The organism is Pseudoalteromonas arabiensis (assembly GCF_001550155.1).
GTDB lineage: Bacteria > Pseudomonadota > Gammaproteobacteria > Enterobacterales > Alteromonadaceae > Pseudoalteromonas > Pseudoalteromonas arabiensis.
In genome coordinates, this window is record NZ_LRUF01000008.1 from 82,606 (window position 1) to 98,775 (window position 16,170).

A 16,170-nucleotide genomic window follows, 5' to 3' on the forward strand; every position below is an offset into this window, starting at 1 on the left:
AGCGGGTTCAAGATGGTAATGAAAACCCTTTGCTCATGACTCAAACCATCTCAATTTAGAGTATAAATATTGACCTTGTTGAATTCGCTGCTATTATCAAATACTAATAATTATTAACTAATATCAAAGGCTCAGGGATTGAACTAATGCACAGCATAGCCTCAACTAAATATTATCCATACGCAGATTTTAAGCCCCACGGCCTTGTTGAGTTTTATCAACGTCAAAATACACTTTTTACAACCGCAGTCGGCCCATTCAATGAAGAGATTATTGATGCCTTGTCATTTACTCAACACACTTATATTGAAAAAATCATCGCAGAGCATGGTGACTGGTGTGAATTAGTTGAGTTTGAAAACTCGTGCATGGCAACGCCTGGTGCCCTTGAAAAACTAATGATGTATTTAGCTGATTTAAAACGCCAGAATAGTGCACCGAAGAAAACAGCCTTTATCATAAAAGAGGGGCTTGAAGGTGGAAACCTGCTGAGTAATACATACTGCAATTTATATAAAAAAACGGGTATGACTATGCAGATATTTAAATCTAAAACAGCTGCGCTGAACTGGTTATCAAGCGAGACAACCACTGCAATAGCTTAGTTATTTAGCACATGTTTTTCTTCATCACGCAAAGTTAATACTTCCACTCCTCATGCATCACGGCTAGTATGCTCTCGCTGGGCAGAAAGTTTTTTACTTCTCGTAGCAACTATCCAGCCACTCAGCTTTAATTTAACTATTTCTCACTTTACAAAACACTTCGTGCAGCTCATCACTCATTTTTAAAGTGCCTTCAATGCGGGCAAAATACTCATGCACAAATCACATATGACAAGATCCAAAAAGAAAAGTAAGAACTTTTCATTACTTACAGGTTGAAATAGTAAGTTTAACTCAGGCTTTTCTCTATAAGTTAAAAAAATTCATCTATCAGGTTTATTTTAATCGTTTGTCGATTTAGAGGGATTACTCTAAAGTTAACTCATCAGCAAACGATGCTGCGATTAACGAGGAAACTAATCATGGTTAAACCACTTTTAAAACGACTTGCTCTTAGCTCATTACTAACATGTTCAGCTTTTGCAATCGCTGAGCAAAGTGACTATAAACTGATGGTAATTAACGACTCAGATTCATCGCAAGCAATTATGCAAGGCCAATACGACGCGGTGTTAAATAGCACAGCGCAAGCAACTGATTTAAATAGTCAATATGAACTTGCATTCAATCGTTGCGCAGCAAGCGTGAAATCTAAAAATTTCAGCCACGCGGAATCTTTGTGTACCGAAGCTATCAAGCTTCTAAATAAAAGCGAAGTACGCGGCTATAAACGTCGAGAGCTTACATCATTCGCTTTAAGTAACCGTGGTATAGCACGCATTATGTCGAAAAACGACACAGCTGCACTATCAGATTTTTATGAAGCGGTAAAAATGTCGGGTAATGATTTAGTTAATCACAACCTCAACCGCGCTAAGAAAAACTTAGCACTTTAATCAAATTGTTGTCACAAAAAGCCTAGTTTGTGTGTTCTCTTGGCTTTTTTATATCCGAAGTCATTGCATACGCGGTGACTCAACCATATTGTTGTCGAAAGCTTAGTTTGTGTGTTCTCTAAGCTTTTTTATTCCGAGTCATTGCACACGCAGTGACTCAACCACATTGTTGTCGAAAGCTTAGCTTGTGTGTTCTCTAAGCTTTTTTATTCCGAGTCACTGCATAAGCGGTGACTCAATCATATTGTTGTCAAAAGGCCCAGCTTGTGTGTTCGCTGGGCTTTTTTATTTCTAGCGCATTTAAATTTTATTAATAAAAGTTTTCATTAAAAATCATTAATATGAAAATAAGAAAAATGAATTTACCCTATTTAATTAGGTTAAGAGCATTTAAACTAGTTTATAAAATCACACTACATACTTCACATCTTCATCACGCATTAAATATAAAGTAAAACAGGCTGCCCACATTGGCCATGCAGCAAAGAAAAGTAAATTATTAAATCCATCTATATATTGAGCATACGAAGAAAGTGTGGATGCGCCGTGTAATAAAAAGATTAAACCGTAAGTGATTTTTTTCTTAAACCCCACTACAAAAGCAAACACTAAAATTATTTGCAAACTTCCTAGAATATAAGCAACTGTATCTGTTGAGCCGCTCAATCCATAGAAGTGTTCAAACACAATTGCACTGTGACTTGGATTTACAAATTTATCCAAACTCCACATTAACATAACCACAAATACGCCCAAACGTAATGATAAAAGCGACCATTGCAAGCGATTTTGTGTATCCGATGTAGTTGATTGAATCATTATTTTTTCCTTTGAACTATTCACGCTTAAAAACAACAAGACCGAAAATAAAAAGAAACATTACAAAAATAAAATAAAAATGCTTTGAAAGTATTTTTTCCGGCTGTTGGTCTCATTCATCGTCAATAAATTATTTAATCGCAGAGAGAACATTTTGAAATACGCATTTTTAGCGCTGAGTATTTGTGCAAGCTTTGTATCACTTGCTACCGAGAATAATGAGATTGAGGTTATTCAAATATCAGGCGAGCAATTAAAAAATACCCAAATTTCACCTAAAGATACGCCTATAAATGGACCTTTTGGCGATGATCTTTTTCTGCAAGATATTGCACGAAGTGTAACGCCAATCACCAGAGAAATGATCGAACAACTCAATATTACCACCCTGCAAGATATTTTATCTATTACACCTAATAGCTATTCAGCGAGCGGATTTGGTAATCCGAGCTTACCAACTTTAAGGGGGCAGTTAGGTGAACTATTTCAAGATGGCGTCCGCCGACAAGCAGGTAATAATGGTTTTGGCATTCCAATATCCTTCAATGCGATTGAGCAAATAGATGTAGTAAAAGGTGCACCACCCGTCTTATTTGGTAGTAGTCAACGAAATGGGGGCTTTGTAAACCTGAGCTCAAAAAAGGCAAATACTGAACAATCTCAAGGCAAACTAGTGCTTTCGGCTGGTCGCTGGGATCACTACTCGGCACAACTCGATTACACAGCGCCGATAGTAGAAGGTAAAAGTGGCTTCAGAGTAAGTGCTGAACATATTGATAATGGTAGTTTTTATGATTTTTCAGGTTATAAGAGCGATAGTTTATTTGCAGCTGTGCGCTTCTTGCCTGACGCACAAAGTAGTTTAGATATAAATTTCGAGCTTTATCAAGTTGAATTTACAGATAACGCAGGTATCAATCGCCCTACTCAAGCGCTTATTGATGATGGACTTTATATTACTGGTCAAGGTATACAACCCAATGGCAGTACTATTGCAGGAGCGGGGGCTATTATTTCACCCACAGGGCAAGTCCGTATACCGCGAAACCGAGTTTTAACAGACCCCGATAATATCAATGAAGCCACGACCTATTTACTTCACAGTATCTATAAACGTGAACTAAATGATAAAACGACGCTTAAAAATACAACTTATTTTCAGCACCTGCAACGTGAGGAAATCGCTCAAAATAGCTTTGTAGAGATCATTGATGGTGCTGACACAGCCCAAAACCGCACTGAGTTAAGCTACCAATGGAATGATAGTCAAAGCTCTATTTTTGCGTTTGATGTTCGCTTTAATAAAGTAAAAGGGTTCAGCCAATTTACCACAGAAGCAGATTTACCCATTGATTTAACAGGCCCGATTGAAAACCGCCGTATCCCGCTCACAACAGAGCAAAAAGCAAGATTAGTTGAATTAAAGCCAGGTGTATTTGTATCTCCAGGAGCCCAATACGATTTAGATAACGATGGTGTTGGAGATTTTTCACTCTCTGATACAACCGATTCGACCAGTTGGCAAACGGGGCTTGCTTTTGTGCATGACAGTCAATGGACTGAAAAATTGCGCACAAGTTTAGGCTATCGCCTTGACTATTATGATGTAGAAGCTCGGGATCCCATTGCACCACAAGGTCAAGTTGCAGCGCGCGATAATATTTATGAAACCCTGCATGCAGGGCAAATTAGTGTTAACTATAAACTCACTGCAGAATTAACCTCCTATATTACAGGGAACTATAACGAAGCGACCTCCAATAGCATGGCTGGCGGCAATGTTTTAGGAAGTGATAACCAAATTAGCGCACAAAATTTTGCAACCGATAACACCCTTGCTGAAATAGGTTTAAAATTTTCACCCACTGACAGCCCTTGGTATGTCGATGCGGCTTTATTTAATCAACGCCGTAGCCTCAGAAATCGTGATGGAAGTAACACGGGTATTCGTACAAAAGGCTTTGAAACGCAGGTGTTTTATGATGCTGGGCAATACTGGTTTAATGCCGGTTACAGCTATATAGATGCCCGCTACGATAATTCAGCAAGTAGCCAAGACTCAAACCAAGTCGCTGATGCATTTGATAATTCTCGTCCTGATATTATTAATGGTACAGGTATTGGCGCACCTAATTTCGCGTCTTTTCCGCCATCAACTAGGCGGGTGCAAGGTATTCCCGAACAATCATTTAGCTTTAACAGTGGTTTTTCTATCACTCCTCAATGGGATATTGGCTTAGGCGGTATATACACCAAAAGCTATCCGCTTGATTTTTTAGCAACCGTGCGTATTCGCGATCAATACACCTTGAATATAAATACACGATATGCCTTCAGCGAGCAAACGTCTTTACGTTTAGATATCACAAATGTGACTAATCAAGATAACTGGCGTCCTGTTTTTGAAGGCGGTTACTTTGGCTCAACGTTAGTATTTCCTGAGCTTCCTATTCATGCCAAATTGACCTTTCAACATACCTTTTAAGTAGGGCTACTCATGTTAAAGAAAATAATCTTACTCGTCGGCGTCTTGGTTGCCGTTACTGCATTTTTCTATTTCGATTTACATCAGTTATTAACACTGAATGGCTTAAAAGGTTCGATGGATCAATTTAGTCAGTGGCGTGAACAATCACCACTATTAGTGATAGGCGTGTTTTTTTTACTTTATGTTGTCGTTACTGCACTGTCACTGCCAGGTGCAACAATTTTAACGCTGGCAGCGGGTGCGTTATTCGGCCTCATTGAAGGTCTACTTATCGCTTCATTTGCTTCAACTGTGGGTGCAACAATCGCATTTTTGGTTTCTCGTTATTTACTGCGTGACGCAATAAAATTGCGTTTCCCAGAGCGCCTTACAGCCATAGATGCAGGTGTTAAAAAAGAAGGTAGCTTTTATTTATTTACGCTACGTCTTGTACCTATTTTCCCTTTCTTTCTCATTAACCTTTTAATGGGTGTAACGGCGATTAAAGCTTGGACTTTCTTTTGGGTAAGTCAGCTAGGCATGTTGGCAGGCACGTTTGTCTTTGTAAACGCGGGTACACAACTCGCGCAGATAGAAAGCTTATCTGGAATCTTATCGTTTAACTTAATTTTGTCTTTTACTCTATTAGGTGTTTTTCCTTTTATAGCCAAGGCGTTATTAAATACCATCAAAAAGCGCAGAATCTATAAGAACTTTTCAAAACCAAAGCAATTTGATCGCAACATGATTGTCATAGGTGCCGGTGCCGGCGGATTAGTAACCAGTTATATTGCAGCTGCCGTAAAAGCAAAAGTGACATTGATTGAAGCAGGTGAAATGGGTGGTGACTGCTTAAACTACGGATGTGTGCCCAGTAAAGCGATTATAAAAAGCGCTAAAATTGTTGAACAATTTCAACAAGCTGACAAGTATGGCTTAGAAAAAAGCAGTGCCACCTTTTCATTCAAAAAGGTGATGGCTCGAGTACACCAAGTTATTGCCGATATTGCTCCTCACGACAGTGTTGAAAGATACACTAAACTGGGCGTTGAAGTTATTAAAGGTTATGGCAAATTAATTGATCCATGGACGGTTGAAATTGCTTTAAGCACAGGTGGTACACAAACTCTTAGTGCACGAACAATTGTGATTGCTACGGGTGCTCGTCCGTTTGTTCCACCTTTACCAGGCTTGGAAGAGGCAGGTTATGTCACCAGTGATACGCTTTGGAGTAAATTTGCTCAGTTAGATGAGCCGCCCAAAAAGCTCGTTGTTTTAGGCGGTGGGCCAATTGGTTCAGAGCTTGCGCAGAGCTTCGCTCGACTTGGTTCGCAGGTCACACAAGTAGAAATGGCTGAGCGGATCATGATAAAAGAAGATTTAGAAGTCTCTAAATTTGCTACTCAAGCACTGAAAAGCAGTGGCGTTAATGTATTAACCAACCACCAAGCACTTCGTTGCGAAGTTCGTAACAACAAAAAATACTTGGTTGTTCAGCATCAAGAGAAAGAGTTCGACATTGAGTACGATGAGTTACTATGCGCTGTGGGTCGAAGTGCTCGCTTAACAGGTTACGGCCTTGAAGAGTTAGGCATTGAAACCAACCGCACTATTCAAACCAATGACTATCTCGAGACCCTTTACCCTAATATTTTTGCCGCGGGTGATATTGTTGGTCCATATCAGTTTACCCATGTTGCTGCGCATCAAGGTTGGTATGCCGCGGTTAATGGTTTATTTGGCCACTTTAAAAAGTTCAAGGTCAATTATCGTGTTATCCCTTGGACGACATTTATCGACCCTGAAGTCGCCCGTGTTGGGCTCAATGAACAAGATGCAATATCACAAAATCTAGACTACGAAGTAACTCGTTTTGAGTTTGCAGAGTTAGACCGTGCCATCACAGAAAGCGCAACGAATGGTTTCATCAAAGTACTTACACCTAAAGGTAAAGATAAAATTCTAGGCGTCACTATTGTTTCTGCGCATGCGGGTGACTTAATTGCTGAATTTGTCCTCGCTATGAAACATGGTCTAGGCCTGAATAAGATACTTGGCACTATTCACAGCTACCCAACGTGGGCTGAAGGAAATAAATATATCGCAGGCGAATGGAAACGTGCCCACGCACCCGAAAAAGTACTCAACTTACTTGAAAAGTATCACACTTGGCGAAGAGGTTAATATGCTGAAATTTATACGCTTTATTGGTTTTTTAATTTTACTTACTATGATTAATAGTGCCACAGCGAAGGACAGCCCTGCACAACAAGACGCATCATTACACTCTGCTTGGCAAGCGCTCCTTATCAAACATGTCGTTGCAATTAATAACGCTACGAGTACGCAAGTTGATTATGCGGGATTTAAGGCTGATCAATCTCAATTGCGCAGCTACTTAAGTGCGCTTTCTCAAGTAAGCCAAGCAGAATTTAACGCATGGCCAAAGTCCAAACAGCTGGCCTTTTTAATCAATGCTTATAATGCCTGGACCATTGAGCTTATTTTAACTCGGTATCCAAAAATTGATTCTATAAAAGAGCTTGGCAGTTTCTTTAGCTCTCCTTGGAGTAAAGAGTTTATCCCTTTGTTAGGTGAAACACGCAGCTTAGATAACATAGAGCATACTTTAATCAGGGGGAGTGATACGTTTAAAGAACCACGCATACACTTTGCTGTAAATTGTGCCAGCATCGGCTGCCCTGCTCTGCGTGGTGAAGCCTATATCGCTACTCACTTAGATGCACAGCTAGAAGAGCAAACAACACGTTTTTTAGCAGACACAACGCGCAACTATATAAAAGAAGATAAACTTCACTTATCGTCTATTTTTAAATGGTACAAAGAAGACTTTGAGCAAGGGTTTAGGGGTGCCCACTCGCTGAGTGAATTTATATTGCTTTACTCAGACGCATTAAATTTAACAAATAATCAGATAGCTAAAATAAAAGCAAACAAAATAGCTATTACATTTTTAGATTACGATTGGGCACTCAATGACACTCAGTGATTTCCCTACATTAATTCGTTTTTTATTATTTTTGGCAAGCATGGCTTATTCGGTTTTAAGCCATGCTCAAAGCTGGCAAAAAACAGTAAATGAAGGGGTAAATAACCCTGTTTACTTTCATGCTTGGGGTGGTGATGCACAGATTAATAGCTACATTCAGTGGCTTGGTGAGCAGGTTAAACAGCAGTACAACATTGACTTAGTTCACATTAAACTTGCAGACACCAGTGAAGCGGTAAGCCGAGTGCTTGCAGAAAAGTCAGCCGGTAACCACACGCAAGGTAAAGTAGATCTTATATGGATTAATGGTGCTAATTTTGCTGCTATGAGTAAACACGGGCTATTAAAAGCAGATTGGGCAACTAAACTTCCCAATTTCTACTTAACAAATCCGGCAAAAAATCCTGCTGTGACTCACGATTTTGGATTACCTACGCAAGGTATGGAATCACCTTGGGGGCAAGCCTCACTAACGTTTTATTATGATAGTAAAACCGTTATTCATCCCCCTAAAAACCTAAAACAGCTTTTAGACTGGAGTACAAAAAATAAAGGTCGCTTTACGTATTCGAAACCACCGGACTTTATCGGGATGAGTTTTTTAAAATATGCGCTTATTAACTTAACAGCGACAGAGCAACGCAGCTTACTTTATCAACCTGCCACTGAAAAAAGTGCAGCACAGTTATTGCCCGCTTTATGGCAATACTTAGACGAATTACACCCAACCTTATGGCGGAAAGGTACTTTTTTTGTACAAAACAGCGCGGCATTAAAGCGTTTGGTAAGCGATATGGAGCTTAGCTTATCACTCACATTTTCAGCCGCAGAAATACCAGCCGCTGTTGAACGATATGATTTACCCCTCGCTACTAGAAGTTACGCAATGCATGACGGCAGCTTAAGTAACACACACTTTGTAGCTATTGCGTATAACGCAAGCCACAGCGAAAGCGCAAAATTAGTCGCCAATTTTATGTTAAGTGTGAAAGCACAAGCCCAAAAACAACAACCCGCTAACTGGGGAGACAACACGGTGCTTGATTTATCTTTGCTCTCGCAAGATCAAGTAGCACTTTTCAGTCAACAAGCCCTCCACCCAAGTAGCTTAGCTACAAACAATCAAAGTCCAGCATTAGCTGAGCCACATCCAAGTTGGAGCACATTAATAAACCAACAATGGCAATTACGCTATGGCTCTTATAAACGCGGTACAGTAAAGTAATGATTAAAACTCATGACACATTCACGCGCTTAATTAAGCTTAGCCCAACACTCTTGGTCGCCTTATTAGTTATACCTGTTATAGGGGGATTAATCGGTGTGTTATTACCTGCTTTTGGTTACCTTCCAGCTTTGGGCATGAAAGAATTCTCTTTGCAGGGTTTTAATGCCTTGATACAAACTGATGGTTTTAGTCATATGGTATTCCTCAGTGCCAGCAGCGCACTGATTAGTACATTATTGGCACTTACAATGACCATATTGATTCTCGCTTGCTTTTTTAACAGCCCATGGCTGAAACGAATTCAACGCTTATTAGGCCCTATTTTAGTTATACCTCATGCCGCAGCGGCTATTGCGATTAGCTTTTTAATCACCCCTTCGGGTTTTATTTCACGGCTATTTTCTCCTTGGTTAACTGGTTGGGAATTACCGCCAGACTGGCTACTCCCTCATGATATATTGGGGGTAAGCATGATTTTGGGGCTTACGCTAAAAGAGCTCCCCTTTTTATTGTTGATGGCCTTAGCTGCATTTGCTCAAGCTGATTTAGGTGCAAAGTTGCGCGCTCAACATAAAGTTGCCATGAGCTTTGGCTACTGCCCTATGACTGCATTTTTTAAAGTAGTACTGCCTAATTTATACACTTATATTCGCCTTCCTGTTTTGGCTGTGTTGGCCTATGCCAGTGCCAGTGTTGAGATCCCATTAATTTTAGGCCCTAATGCACCGCCAACTCTCTCTGTTGCTATCATTAACTGGTTTAACGACATTGATTTAACGCTACGTATTAAAGCCTCGGCTGGCGCAATTGCTCAACTTATGCTCACCGCCACTTTACTAATAACTTGGTGGCTGTTAGAAATAATAGTGAAGCGCGTGTTTTATTTTTATGTGACTAACAGAAAGCGTGACTATGCAGGTAATGCGATTATGCACCTAACTCGCATCGTGACGGTTATGTTAGTCGCGAGTATTTTATTATCTTTACTTGGCTTAGTGCTTTGGTCATTTGCTGGGTTTTGGCGCTTCCCTGCATTTTTGCCTGATCAACTTGTATTAATCCACTGGCAAAATGCGCTAACAAATATACAGCCTGCACTGTTAAATTCGTTATACATTGGCTTTGCTGCCAGTGCGATTGCGATCATTCTTGTACTCGTAACATTAGAAGCTGAGCAACAACGTGCCTACGCACTATCTCACCTCAGCAGCTTTATAATTTATCTCCCTTTACTTGTTCCTAGCGTTGCATTTTTATTTGGTTTAGTTTGGTTGCAGGAGCAAATAAGCAGTCATCATGCCTATATAAACGTTATCTTTAGCCATCTACTATTTGTACTTCCTTATGTTTTTTTGTCACTGGCAAGTAGCTACAGATGCTTTGACTCCCGCTTTTCAATTTTGGCAGCAAGCTTGGGAAAATCTCCGGCTAAGGTATTTTGGCAAGTAAAATTACCCATGCTAGTTACCCCAATATGCATCGCCTTTGCATTAGGCTTAGCAATTAGTTTTAGTCAGTATTTACCAACGCTACTCAATGGCGCTGGGCAAATAAATACAATTACTACAGAAGCTGTGGTGCTTGCCAGTGGCGCAAGTCGGCGTACCAGCTCAGTGTACGCACTCATACAAATGTTACTACCAGCTCTAGCATTTGTTCTTGCTTGGCTTACTCCTAAGCTGGTCTATAAATATCAAAACAAGGCTTAATATGTATTCCTCATTAGATATTAAAGAACTCACAATTTGGCGTAATAAAACAGCACTGCTGTCACTTAATGAATCTATTCAAGGTGGTGAGATCCTAAGCATTATGGGGCCATCAGGGAGTGGAAAGTCCACCTTGCTTAATTGGCTAACAGGTATGCTACCACCAACGTTTACTGCCCACGGTAATCTCTACTTAAACCAACAAAATATTACCCATACTCCCTGTCATTTGCGTCACATTGGCTTACTCTATCAAGACCCATTACTCTTTCCTCATTTGTCTGTTGAGGGCAATATTGCATTTGCTATGCCTAAGTTAAGCAAAAAGAAAGACCTTGAAAACGTGAGTCTTGCCTTAGAAAAAGTTGGCTTAGGCGGGTTAGAAAAACGCTCTCCAGCAAGCTTATCTGGCGGACAACAAGCTCGTGTGGCACTCCTGCGTGTTTTATTAAGTAAACCAAAAGCCATCCTTCTTGATGAACCCTTCAGTAAACTAGATAGTGAGCTTCGCCAAGAAGTTCGTGACATTGTTTTTAAACAAATCAGAGCACATCAATTACCCGCTATCATGGTCACGCATGATCACAGTGATGCCATAGCTGCCAGAGGAAATATTATTAACTTAGCAACTTTGGAAAAACGCTATGCTTGATAGATACATTACACCCGTCATAAAACCGCTACTAATGCCGATTGTTACGCAATTGGATAAACGAGGCGTAACGGCTGATCAACTCACTTTAACTGGATTCATTCTAGGCCTACTTGCCGTTCCTTTTATTGCCTTTAAATTATGGAATTTGGCACTCGCTGCTATCATTTTAAACCGTATATTTGATGGTTTGGATGGCGCACTGGCCCGATATAGCAATACCAGCTCAAGTTCTGGTGGTTTTTTAGATATTACTCTCGACTTTTTATTTTACGCCGCGATCCCTTTCGGTTTTATCTTGGCTGACCCACAACAAAATGCGATTGCTGGCGCAATTTTACTAGTGAGTTTTATTGGCACAGGATCAAGCTTTCTTGCCTTTGCAGTTGCTGCTGAGAAGTTTCAGCTAGAGAAGCCTCAATTCAAAAATAAAAGCTTTTACTATCTGAATGGGTTAACCGAAGGGAGTGAAACCATCGCTTTGTTTATAGCATTGTGTTTATGGCCTAGCAGCTTTCCTGTGTTAGCGAGCCTATTTGCTGTTGCATGCACTATCACTATCATCACGCGCATCTATGGTGGTTACTTCACCCTAAAGCAACAAGAGCTAAACAATGACGAATGAGCTATATTGGCGAGTCGGCTGCTTTCTCAGCATATTAATCATCATGATGTTACTTGAATGGAAAAAACCTGCAAGATTATCGCCTATTACAGCAAGGTATCGCTGGTTTGGTAATTTTTCATTGGTCATTGTATCTTCTATCATTGCACGTTTAGCGGTGCCGGTGAGTCTTACTACCCTCGCTGATTTTAATCACCAGCAAGCACTAGGGTTATTTAACTATTTAGAGCTGTCACTGTGGGTAAGTATTCCACTAAGTTTATTAATACTAGATATGCTGATTTACTGGCAGCATCGTTTATTTCATCGAGTCCCATTACTTTGGCGGCTCCATAAAGTGCATCATGCTGATTGCCACGTTGATGCCAGTACGGGATTACGCTTTCATCCAATAGAAATTGCCCTAAGTATTCTTGTTAAACTCATCGCTATAACAGTGCTTGGTGTTCCAGCGGTTGCCGTACTTATCTTTGAAGTTGCGCTCAATGGTTTTGCGCTATTCAATCATGCAAATATCTGTTTATCTGAAAAGCTAGAAAAAGCCCTGCGCCTATTTATTATTACCCAGAAACTGCATCGCATTCACCATAGTACACACATCCATGAAACCAACAGTAATTACGGATTTAGCCTAGTTTGGTGGGATAAGTTATTTTTAAGTTATCGAAACGTGGCAATAAAAGGCGATGATTTACAAGACATTGGCCTGAGCCAATATAAAGCCACTAAGCAGAATACATCTTTAGCCACACTCCTAAGCATGCCGTTCAAATAACTCATTAAAAACGCCACTACTGAGTGGCGTTTGGTTAGCTTCGACAACAATAAGCAAGGGATTTAAAAGAAGCCTAACGGGTTTTCGCTGTAACTAACTAATAGATTTTTCGTTTGTTGGTAATGATCAAGGGCAAGTTTATGTGTTTCGCGACCAATACCTGACTTTTTATAACCACCGAATGCAGCATGAGCTGGATACATGTGGTAGCAGTTTGTCCAAACACGACCGGCTTCAATCTTACGACCAAAATGATAAGCACGGTTCATGTTCCGGCTCCATACACCGGCGCCTAAACCAAACTCTGAGCTATTAGCCAGCGCTAAGGCTTCATCTTCATCTTTAAACGTCGACATTGAAATGACAGGACCAAAAATTTCTTCTTGGAATACACGCATATCGTTAGTGCCTTTTAATAGCGTTGGTTGAATGTAATAGCCACCATTAAACTCATCCGACAGTTGTTCTACTTCACCACCAGCTAGCACTTCGGCCCCTTCTTTTTTACCGATTTCAATGTAACTTAAAATTTTATCAAATTGAGCTTGCGATGCTTGTGCGCCCACCATGGTTTCGGTATCAAGTGGGTTACCACGCTTAATTTGTAAAGTACGGGCAAGTACGCGCTCTATAAACTGCTCATAAATATCCTCTTGAATAAATAAACGCGATGGACACGTACACACTTCACCTTGGTTAAAGTACGCAAGTACCGCTCCTTCAACCGCTTTACTTAAGAACTCATCATCTTTTTCCATCACATCGTTAAAGAAAATATTTGGCGATTTACCACCTAATTCTACAGTTGATGGAATAATATTATCAGCAGCACACTTTAAGATATGCGACCCCACAGGCGTTGAACCTGTAAAGGCAATTTTTGCAATACGTGGACTTGTTGCAAGTGCTTCACCTGCCTCTTTACCATACCCGTTTACTATATTTAGTACACCCGCAGGTAATAAATCGCCGATCACTTCGAGCAACACTAAAATTGACGCGGGCGTTTGCTCAGCCGGTTTTAAAACCACACAATTCCCCGCTGCAAGGGCTGGAGCAAGCTTCCACGCAGCCATTAACAATGGAAAGTTCCAAGGAATAATTTGCCCCACTACACCCAGTGGTTCGTGAAAATGATACGCCACTGTGGTTTCATCTATTTCACCAATTGATCCCTCTTGTGCACGGATACAGCCTGCAAAATAACGAAAGTGATCAGCCGCTAATGGCACATCTGCGGCGAGTGTTTCACGTATTGCTTTACCGTTGTCCCAGGTTTCTGCCACTGCAAGCATCTCTAAATTTTGTTCAATTCGGTCGGCTATTTTTAATAAGATATTGCTACGTTCTGTGACGGATGTTGTTCCCCATGCGACTTTTGCATCATGGGCTTTATCAAGCGCCAAATCGATATCTTCTTTTGATGAACGAGGTATTTTACAAAATACCTTGCCGTTCACCGGGCTAATATTTTCAAAGTATTGACCCTTTACTGGAGCGACCCATTGGCCACCAATGTAATTTTCGTACTGGGCTTTAAAATTGACTTTAGCGCCTTCGCTACCGGGATTTGTATAAATCATAATGTGTTCTCTCTTCAAATTGTTGTATTTTATTTAAGCGGTGAGTTATTGTTTGTATAACCGCTAACTATTTACGTTAGCCCAGTTACACAAAAGGCACTTGATTCTCAGTCCAGACTTTTTGACTATCTGTCCATAAATAAGGAATAGTGAGGCAACAATGAATACATCAATCACCCATAGTCACTTAGACAAAAAACGCCAACGTATTGATGTACTTATTGAAAATAAAATAAGCTTTGCTGGTAAGCATGCTGAATTAAGTATTTACGATACCTATTTAGATGCGCAGAAAGTGGCACTGCATTCCACTGAGTTATTATTCTGTGGCATGATCAGTGGTAAAAAAATCATGCATGTTGCCGACAGTGATTATCACAAAGAATTTCTACCTAACCAGTCGTTTGTACTTGCCCCAGAGCAAGGGGTATTAATTGATTTCCCCAATGCTTCACTCAATCAACCAACAACCTGTTTAGCAATTGAAATTAGTACAGATAAAATAAGCCAAGTCGTTGATAATCTAAATTTTAATCAGCAAATTACACAGGATGATTTTTTTCAGTATCAAGCTAAACTGGTGCATGCACAGCATAACCAACAAACCCAACAACTGCTTGAGCGAATGATCACCCTGTTTAGTGAAAATGAGCAGCACAGAGATTACTTAATTGATTTATCGCTTAATGAGCTAATAACCCGCCTTCTACAGCAACAAAGCCGAGATTTAATGATAGCAAGCTGCAAACAGGGTAAGCTTGCAACCCCTCTGAGCCATGTAATTAGCTACTTAGAACAGCACCTTGCTGAGAATATCGATATCGACGTGTTATGTAAGATTGCCTGCATGAGTCGCAGTAAGTTTTATCAGCAATTTAAATTGGCATTTGGTGTAACGCCAGCACTTTGGCAACAACAACTGCGCTTAAAAAAAGCCTATAAACTGCTGGAAAAAGGTGAGGCGATAAGCCAAGTATGTTATCAACTAGGCTTTAATAACCCCAGCCATTTTAGTCGTATTTTTAAACAAGCTTTTGGCGCAACACCAAAGAGTATCGCTAATCATTAAGTTGCGCTTCGATGGCTATAAACGCGATAGGTCAAGGCGAGTAAAATACAAATAGCACTTGGTACATAAAGTGCCGCAAAGCTCAATTTTGCAAATAACCATGCCCCTGCTAAGCCACCCAAAATAAAGCCTAATATAATAAGGCCGAAAAGTTTAGCCTTACGTTTATCAAGGGTTTCACCACGTAAAACCCGACCAAACATGATACCTAAATCAGTAAAGATACCTGTCACATGGGTGGTACGAACAATTGCGCCACTGTAAGTTGTTGCCAAGGCGTTTTGTAACCCACATGCCGCAGAGGCTAAAAAGTGCCCGTAGCCAGAGCCATTAAACAGTAACCAAAGTGCCCCCAATAAAAGCCCTGCCTCAATCAATAATGCCGTGTCGTAATGACGACCTAGTTTAAGTGCTGAGCTATGCAGTAAAAACCCAGCAATACCTGATCCGACTAAAAATGACAGTAATACGCCGAATAAATGAAAAGCATCAAGGCTGTTGCCTTGCATAAGATCTGCACCAAGCAAGGTGGCAGTCCCCGATAAATGCGATACAGCTTGATGCTCAAAACTAAGTAAACCAACTGCATTTACGCAACCTGCCACCAATGCCAAAATAAATGCGCCAATCTCAACCCATTTTGGTAACTTAGAAATCACTCGCTATTCGCCTTTTTCTCACACTCGAACTCATTCTCTTATGGTACGCCTAATTTAATGACTAAAAACACTT

At 40.4% G+C, this 16,170-nt stretch carries 14 protein-coding genes; 11 read left to right on the plus strand and 3 right to left on the minus strand.

Annotated elements, in window-relative coordinates; genetic code table 11:
- Window positions 1-146: 146 nt before the first annotated feature.
- The gene (locus tag PAARA_RS03040; RefSeq protein WP_062567603.1) at window positions 147-605 is read left to right on the plus strand and encodes a hypothetical protein; all 459 of its coding nucleotides are present in this window, start codon (window positions 147-149) and stop codon (window positions 603-605) included.
- 422 nt (window positions 606-1,027) lie between these two features.
- Window positions 1,028-1,501, plus strand: a complete 474-nt coding sequence (locus PAARA_RS03045; RefSeq protein ID WP_062567604.1) for a tetratricopeptide repeat protein — start codon at window positions 1,028-1,030, stop codon at window positions 1,499-1,501.
- 408 nt (window positions 1,502-1,909) lie between these two features.
- On the opposite strand, the gene PAARA_RS03050 is transcribed toward PAARA_RS03045, so the two are convergent.
- Complete coding sequence (locus PAARA_RS03050; RefSeq protein ID WP_062567605.1) at window positions 1,910-2,320, minus strand: hypothetical protein; 411 nt, start codon at window positions 2,318-2,320, stop codon at window positions 1,910-1,912.
- Window positions 2,321-2,474: 154 nt separating this feature from the next.
- Here PAARA_RS03050 and PAARA_RS03055 point away from each other — a divergent pair, with 154 nt between their 5' ends.
- The 8 genes from PAARA_RS03055 to PAARA_RS03090 are packed head-to-tail and all read left to right on the plus strand — an operon-like array spanning window position 2,475 to window position 12,786.
- A complete protein-coding gene (locus tag PAARA_RS03055; protein WP_062567606.1) occupies window positions 2,475-4,805 on the plus strand; it encodes a TonB-dependent receptor in 2,331 nt (776 codons plus the stop codon).
- Window positions 4,806-4,817: 12 nt separating this feature from the next.
- Window positions 4,818-6,971, plus strand: coding sequence for an FAD-dependent oxidoreductase (locus PAARA_RS03060; protein WP_062567607.1), 2,154 nt, complete (start codon window positions 4,818-4,820; stop codon window positions 6,969-6,971).
- Window position 6,972: 1 nt separating this feature from the next.
- A complete protein-coding gene (locus PAARA_RS03065) occupies window positions 6,973-7,797 on the plus strand; it encodes a DUF547 domain-containing protein (protein ID WP_062567608.1) in 825 nt (274 codons plus the stop codon).
- Window positions 7,784-9,022, plus strand: coding sequence for an ABC transporter substrate-binding protein (locus tag PAARA_RS03070; RefSeq protein ID WP_083515242.1), 1,239 nt, complete (start codon window positions 7,784-7,786; stop codon window positions 9,020-9,022). The genes PAARA_RS03065 and PAARA_RS03070 overlap by 14 nt, the downstream gene beginning before the upstream one ends.
- Entirely contained in the window at window positions 9,022-10,734 is a 1,713-nt protein-coding gene (locus PAARA_RS03075; RefSeq protein ID WP_062567609.1) for an ABC transporter permease, read from the plus strand. Before PAARA_RS03070 ends, PAARA_RS03075 begins: the two co-directional genes overlap by 1 nt.
- Before the next feature lies 1 nt (window position 10,735).
- Window positions 10,736-11,386: an ATP-binding cassette domain-containing protein gene (locus tag PAARA_RS03080; RefSeq protein ID WP_062567610.1), complete on the plus strand. Its 651-nt coding sequence runs from the start codon at window positions 10,736-10,738 to the stop codon at window positions 11,384-11,386.
- Entirely contained in the window at window positions 11,379-12,011 is a 633-nt protein-coding gene (locus tag PAARA_RS03085; RefSeq protein WP_062567611.1) for a CDP-alcohol phosphatidyltransferase family protein, read from the plus strand. Before PAARA_RS03080 ends, PAARA_RS03085 begins: the two co-directional genes overlap by 8 nt.
- The gene (locus PAARA_RS03090; RefSeq protein WP_062567612.1) at window positions 12,001-12,786 is read left to right on the plus strand and encodes a sterol desaturase family protein; all 786 of its coding nucleotides are present in this window, start codon (window positions 12,001-12,003) and stop codon (window positions 12,784-12,786) included. Before PAARA_RS03085 ends, PAARA_RS03090 begins: the two co-directional genes overlap by 11 nt.
- A 62-nt stretch (window positions 12,787-12,848) precedes the next feature.
- Here the strand turns inward: PAARA_RS03090 and exaC are convergent, their stop codons facing one another.
- Window positions 12,849-14,369: an acetaldehyde dehydrogenase ExaC gene (gene exaC, locus PAARA_RS03095; protein ID WP_062567613.1), complete on the minus strand. Its 1,521-nt coding sequence runs from the start codon at window positions 14,367-14,369 to the stop codon at window positions 12,849-12,851.
- Window positions 14,370-14,529: 160 nt separating this feature from the next.
- Between exaC and PAARA_RS03100 the strand changes: the two genes are divergently transcribed.
- Window positions 14,530-15,438 (plus strand): AraC family transcriptional regulator, encoded by a 909-nt coding sequence (locus tag PAARA_RS03100; protein WP_062567614.1) that lies wholly within the window; start codon window positions 14,530-14,532, stop codon window positions 15,436-15,438.
- Here the strand turns inward: PAARA_RS03100 and PAARA_RS03105 are convergent.
- Window positions 15,435-16,097 (minus strand): YoaK family protein, encoded by a 663-nt coding sequence (locus tag PAARA_RS03105; protein ID WP_062567615.1) that lies wholly within the window; start codon window positions 16,095-16,097, stop codon window positions 15,435-15,437. The genes PAARA_RS03100 and PAARA_RS03105 overlap by 4 nt on opposite strands.
- Window positions 16,098-16,170: the final 73 nt, after the last annotated feature.

Bases quoted from the DNA above. Each gene is read 5' to 3' on its own strand.
- PAARA_RS03050 (WP_062567605.1), bottom strand. From the start codon at position 2,320: ATGATTCAATCAACTACATCGGATACACAAAATCGCTTGCAATGGTCG.
- PAARA_RS03090 (WP_062567612.1), top strand. From the start codon at position 12,001: ATGACGAATGAGCTATATTGGCGAGTCGGCTGCTTTCTCAGCATATTA.
- PAARA_RS03070 (WP_083515242.1), top strand. From the start codon at position 7,784: ATGACACTCAGTGATTTCCCTACATTAATTCGTTTTTTATTATTTTTG.
- PAARA_RS03100 (WP_062567614.1), top strand. From the start codon at position 14,530: ATGAATACATCAATCACCCATAGTCACTTAGACAAAAAACGCCAACGT.
- PAARA_RS03065 (WP_062567608.1), top strand. From the start codon at position 6,973: ATGCTGAAATTTATACGCTTTATTGGTTTTTTAATTTTACTTACTATG.
- PAARA_RS03075 (WP_062567609.1), top strand. From the start codon at position 9,022: ATGATTAAAACTCATGACACATTCACGCGCTTAATTAAGCTTAGCCCA.
- PAARA_RS03080 (WP_062567610.1), top strand. From the start codon at position 10,736: ATGTATTCCTCATTAGATATTAAAGAACTCACAATTTGGCGTAATAAA.
- PAARA_RS03045 (WP_062567604.1), top strand. From the start codon at position 1,028: ATGGTTAAACCACTTTTAAAACGACTTGCTCTTAGCTCATTACTAACA.
- PAARA_RS03085 (WP_062567611.1), top strand. From the start codon at position 11,379: ATGCTTGATAGATACATTACACCCGTCATAAAACCGCTACTAATGCCG.
- PAARA_RS03040 (WP_062567603.1), top strand. From the start codon at position 147: ATGCACAGCATAGCCTCAACTAAATATTATCCATACGCAGATTTTAAG.
- PAARA_RS03060 (WP_062567607.1), top strand. From the start codon at position 4,818: ATGTTAAAGAAAATAATCTTACTCGTCGGCGTCTTGGTTGCCGTTACT.
- exaC (WP_062567613.1), bottom strand. From the start codon at position 14,369: ATGATTTATACAAATCCCGGTAGCGAAGGCGCTAAAGTCAATTTTAAA.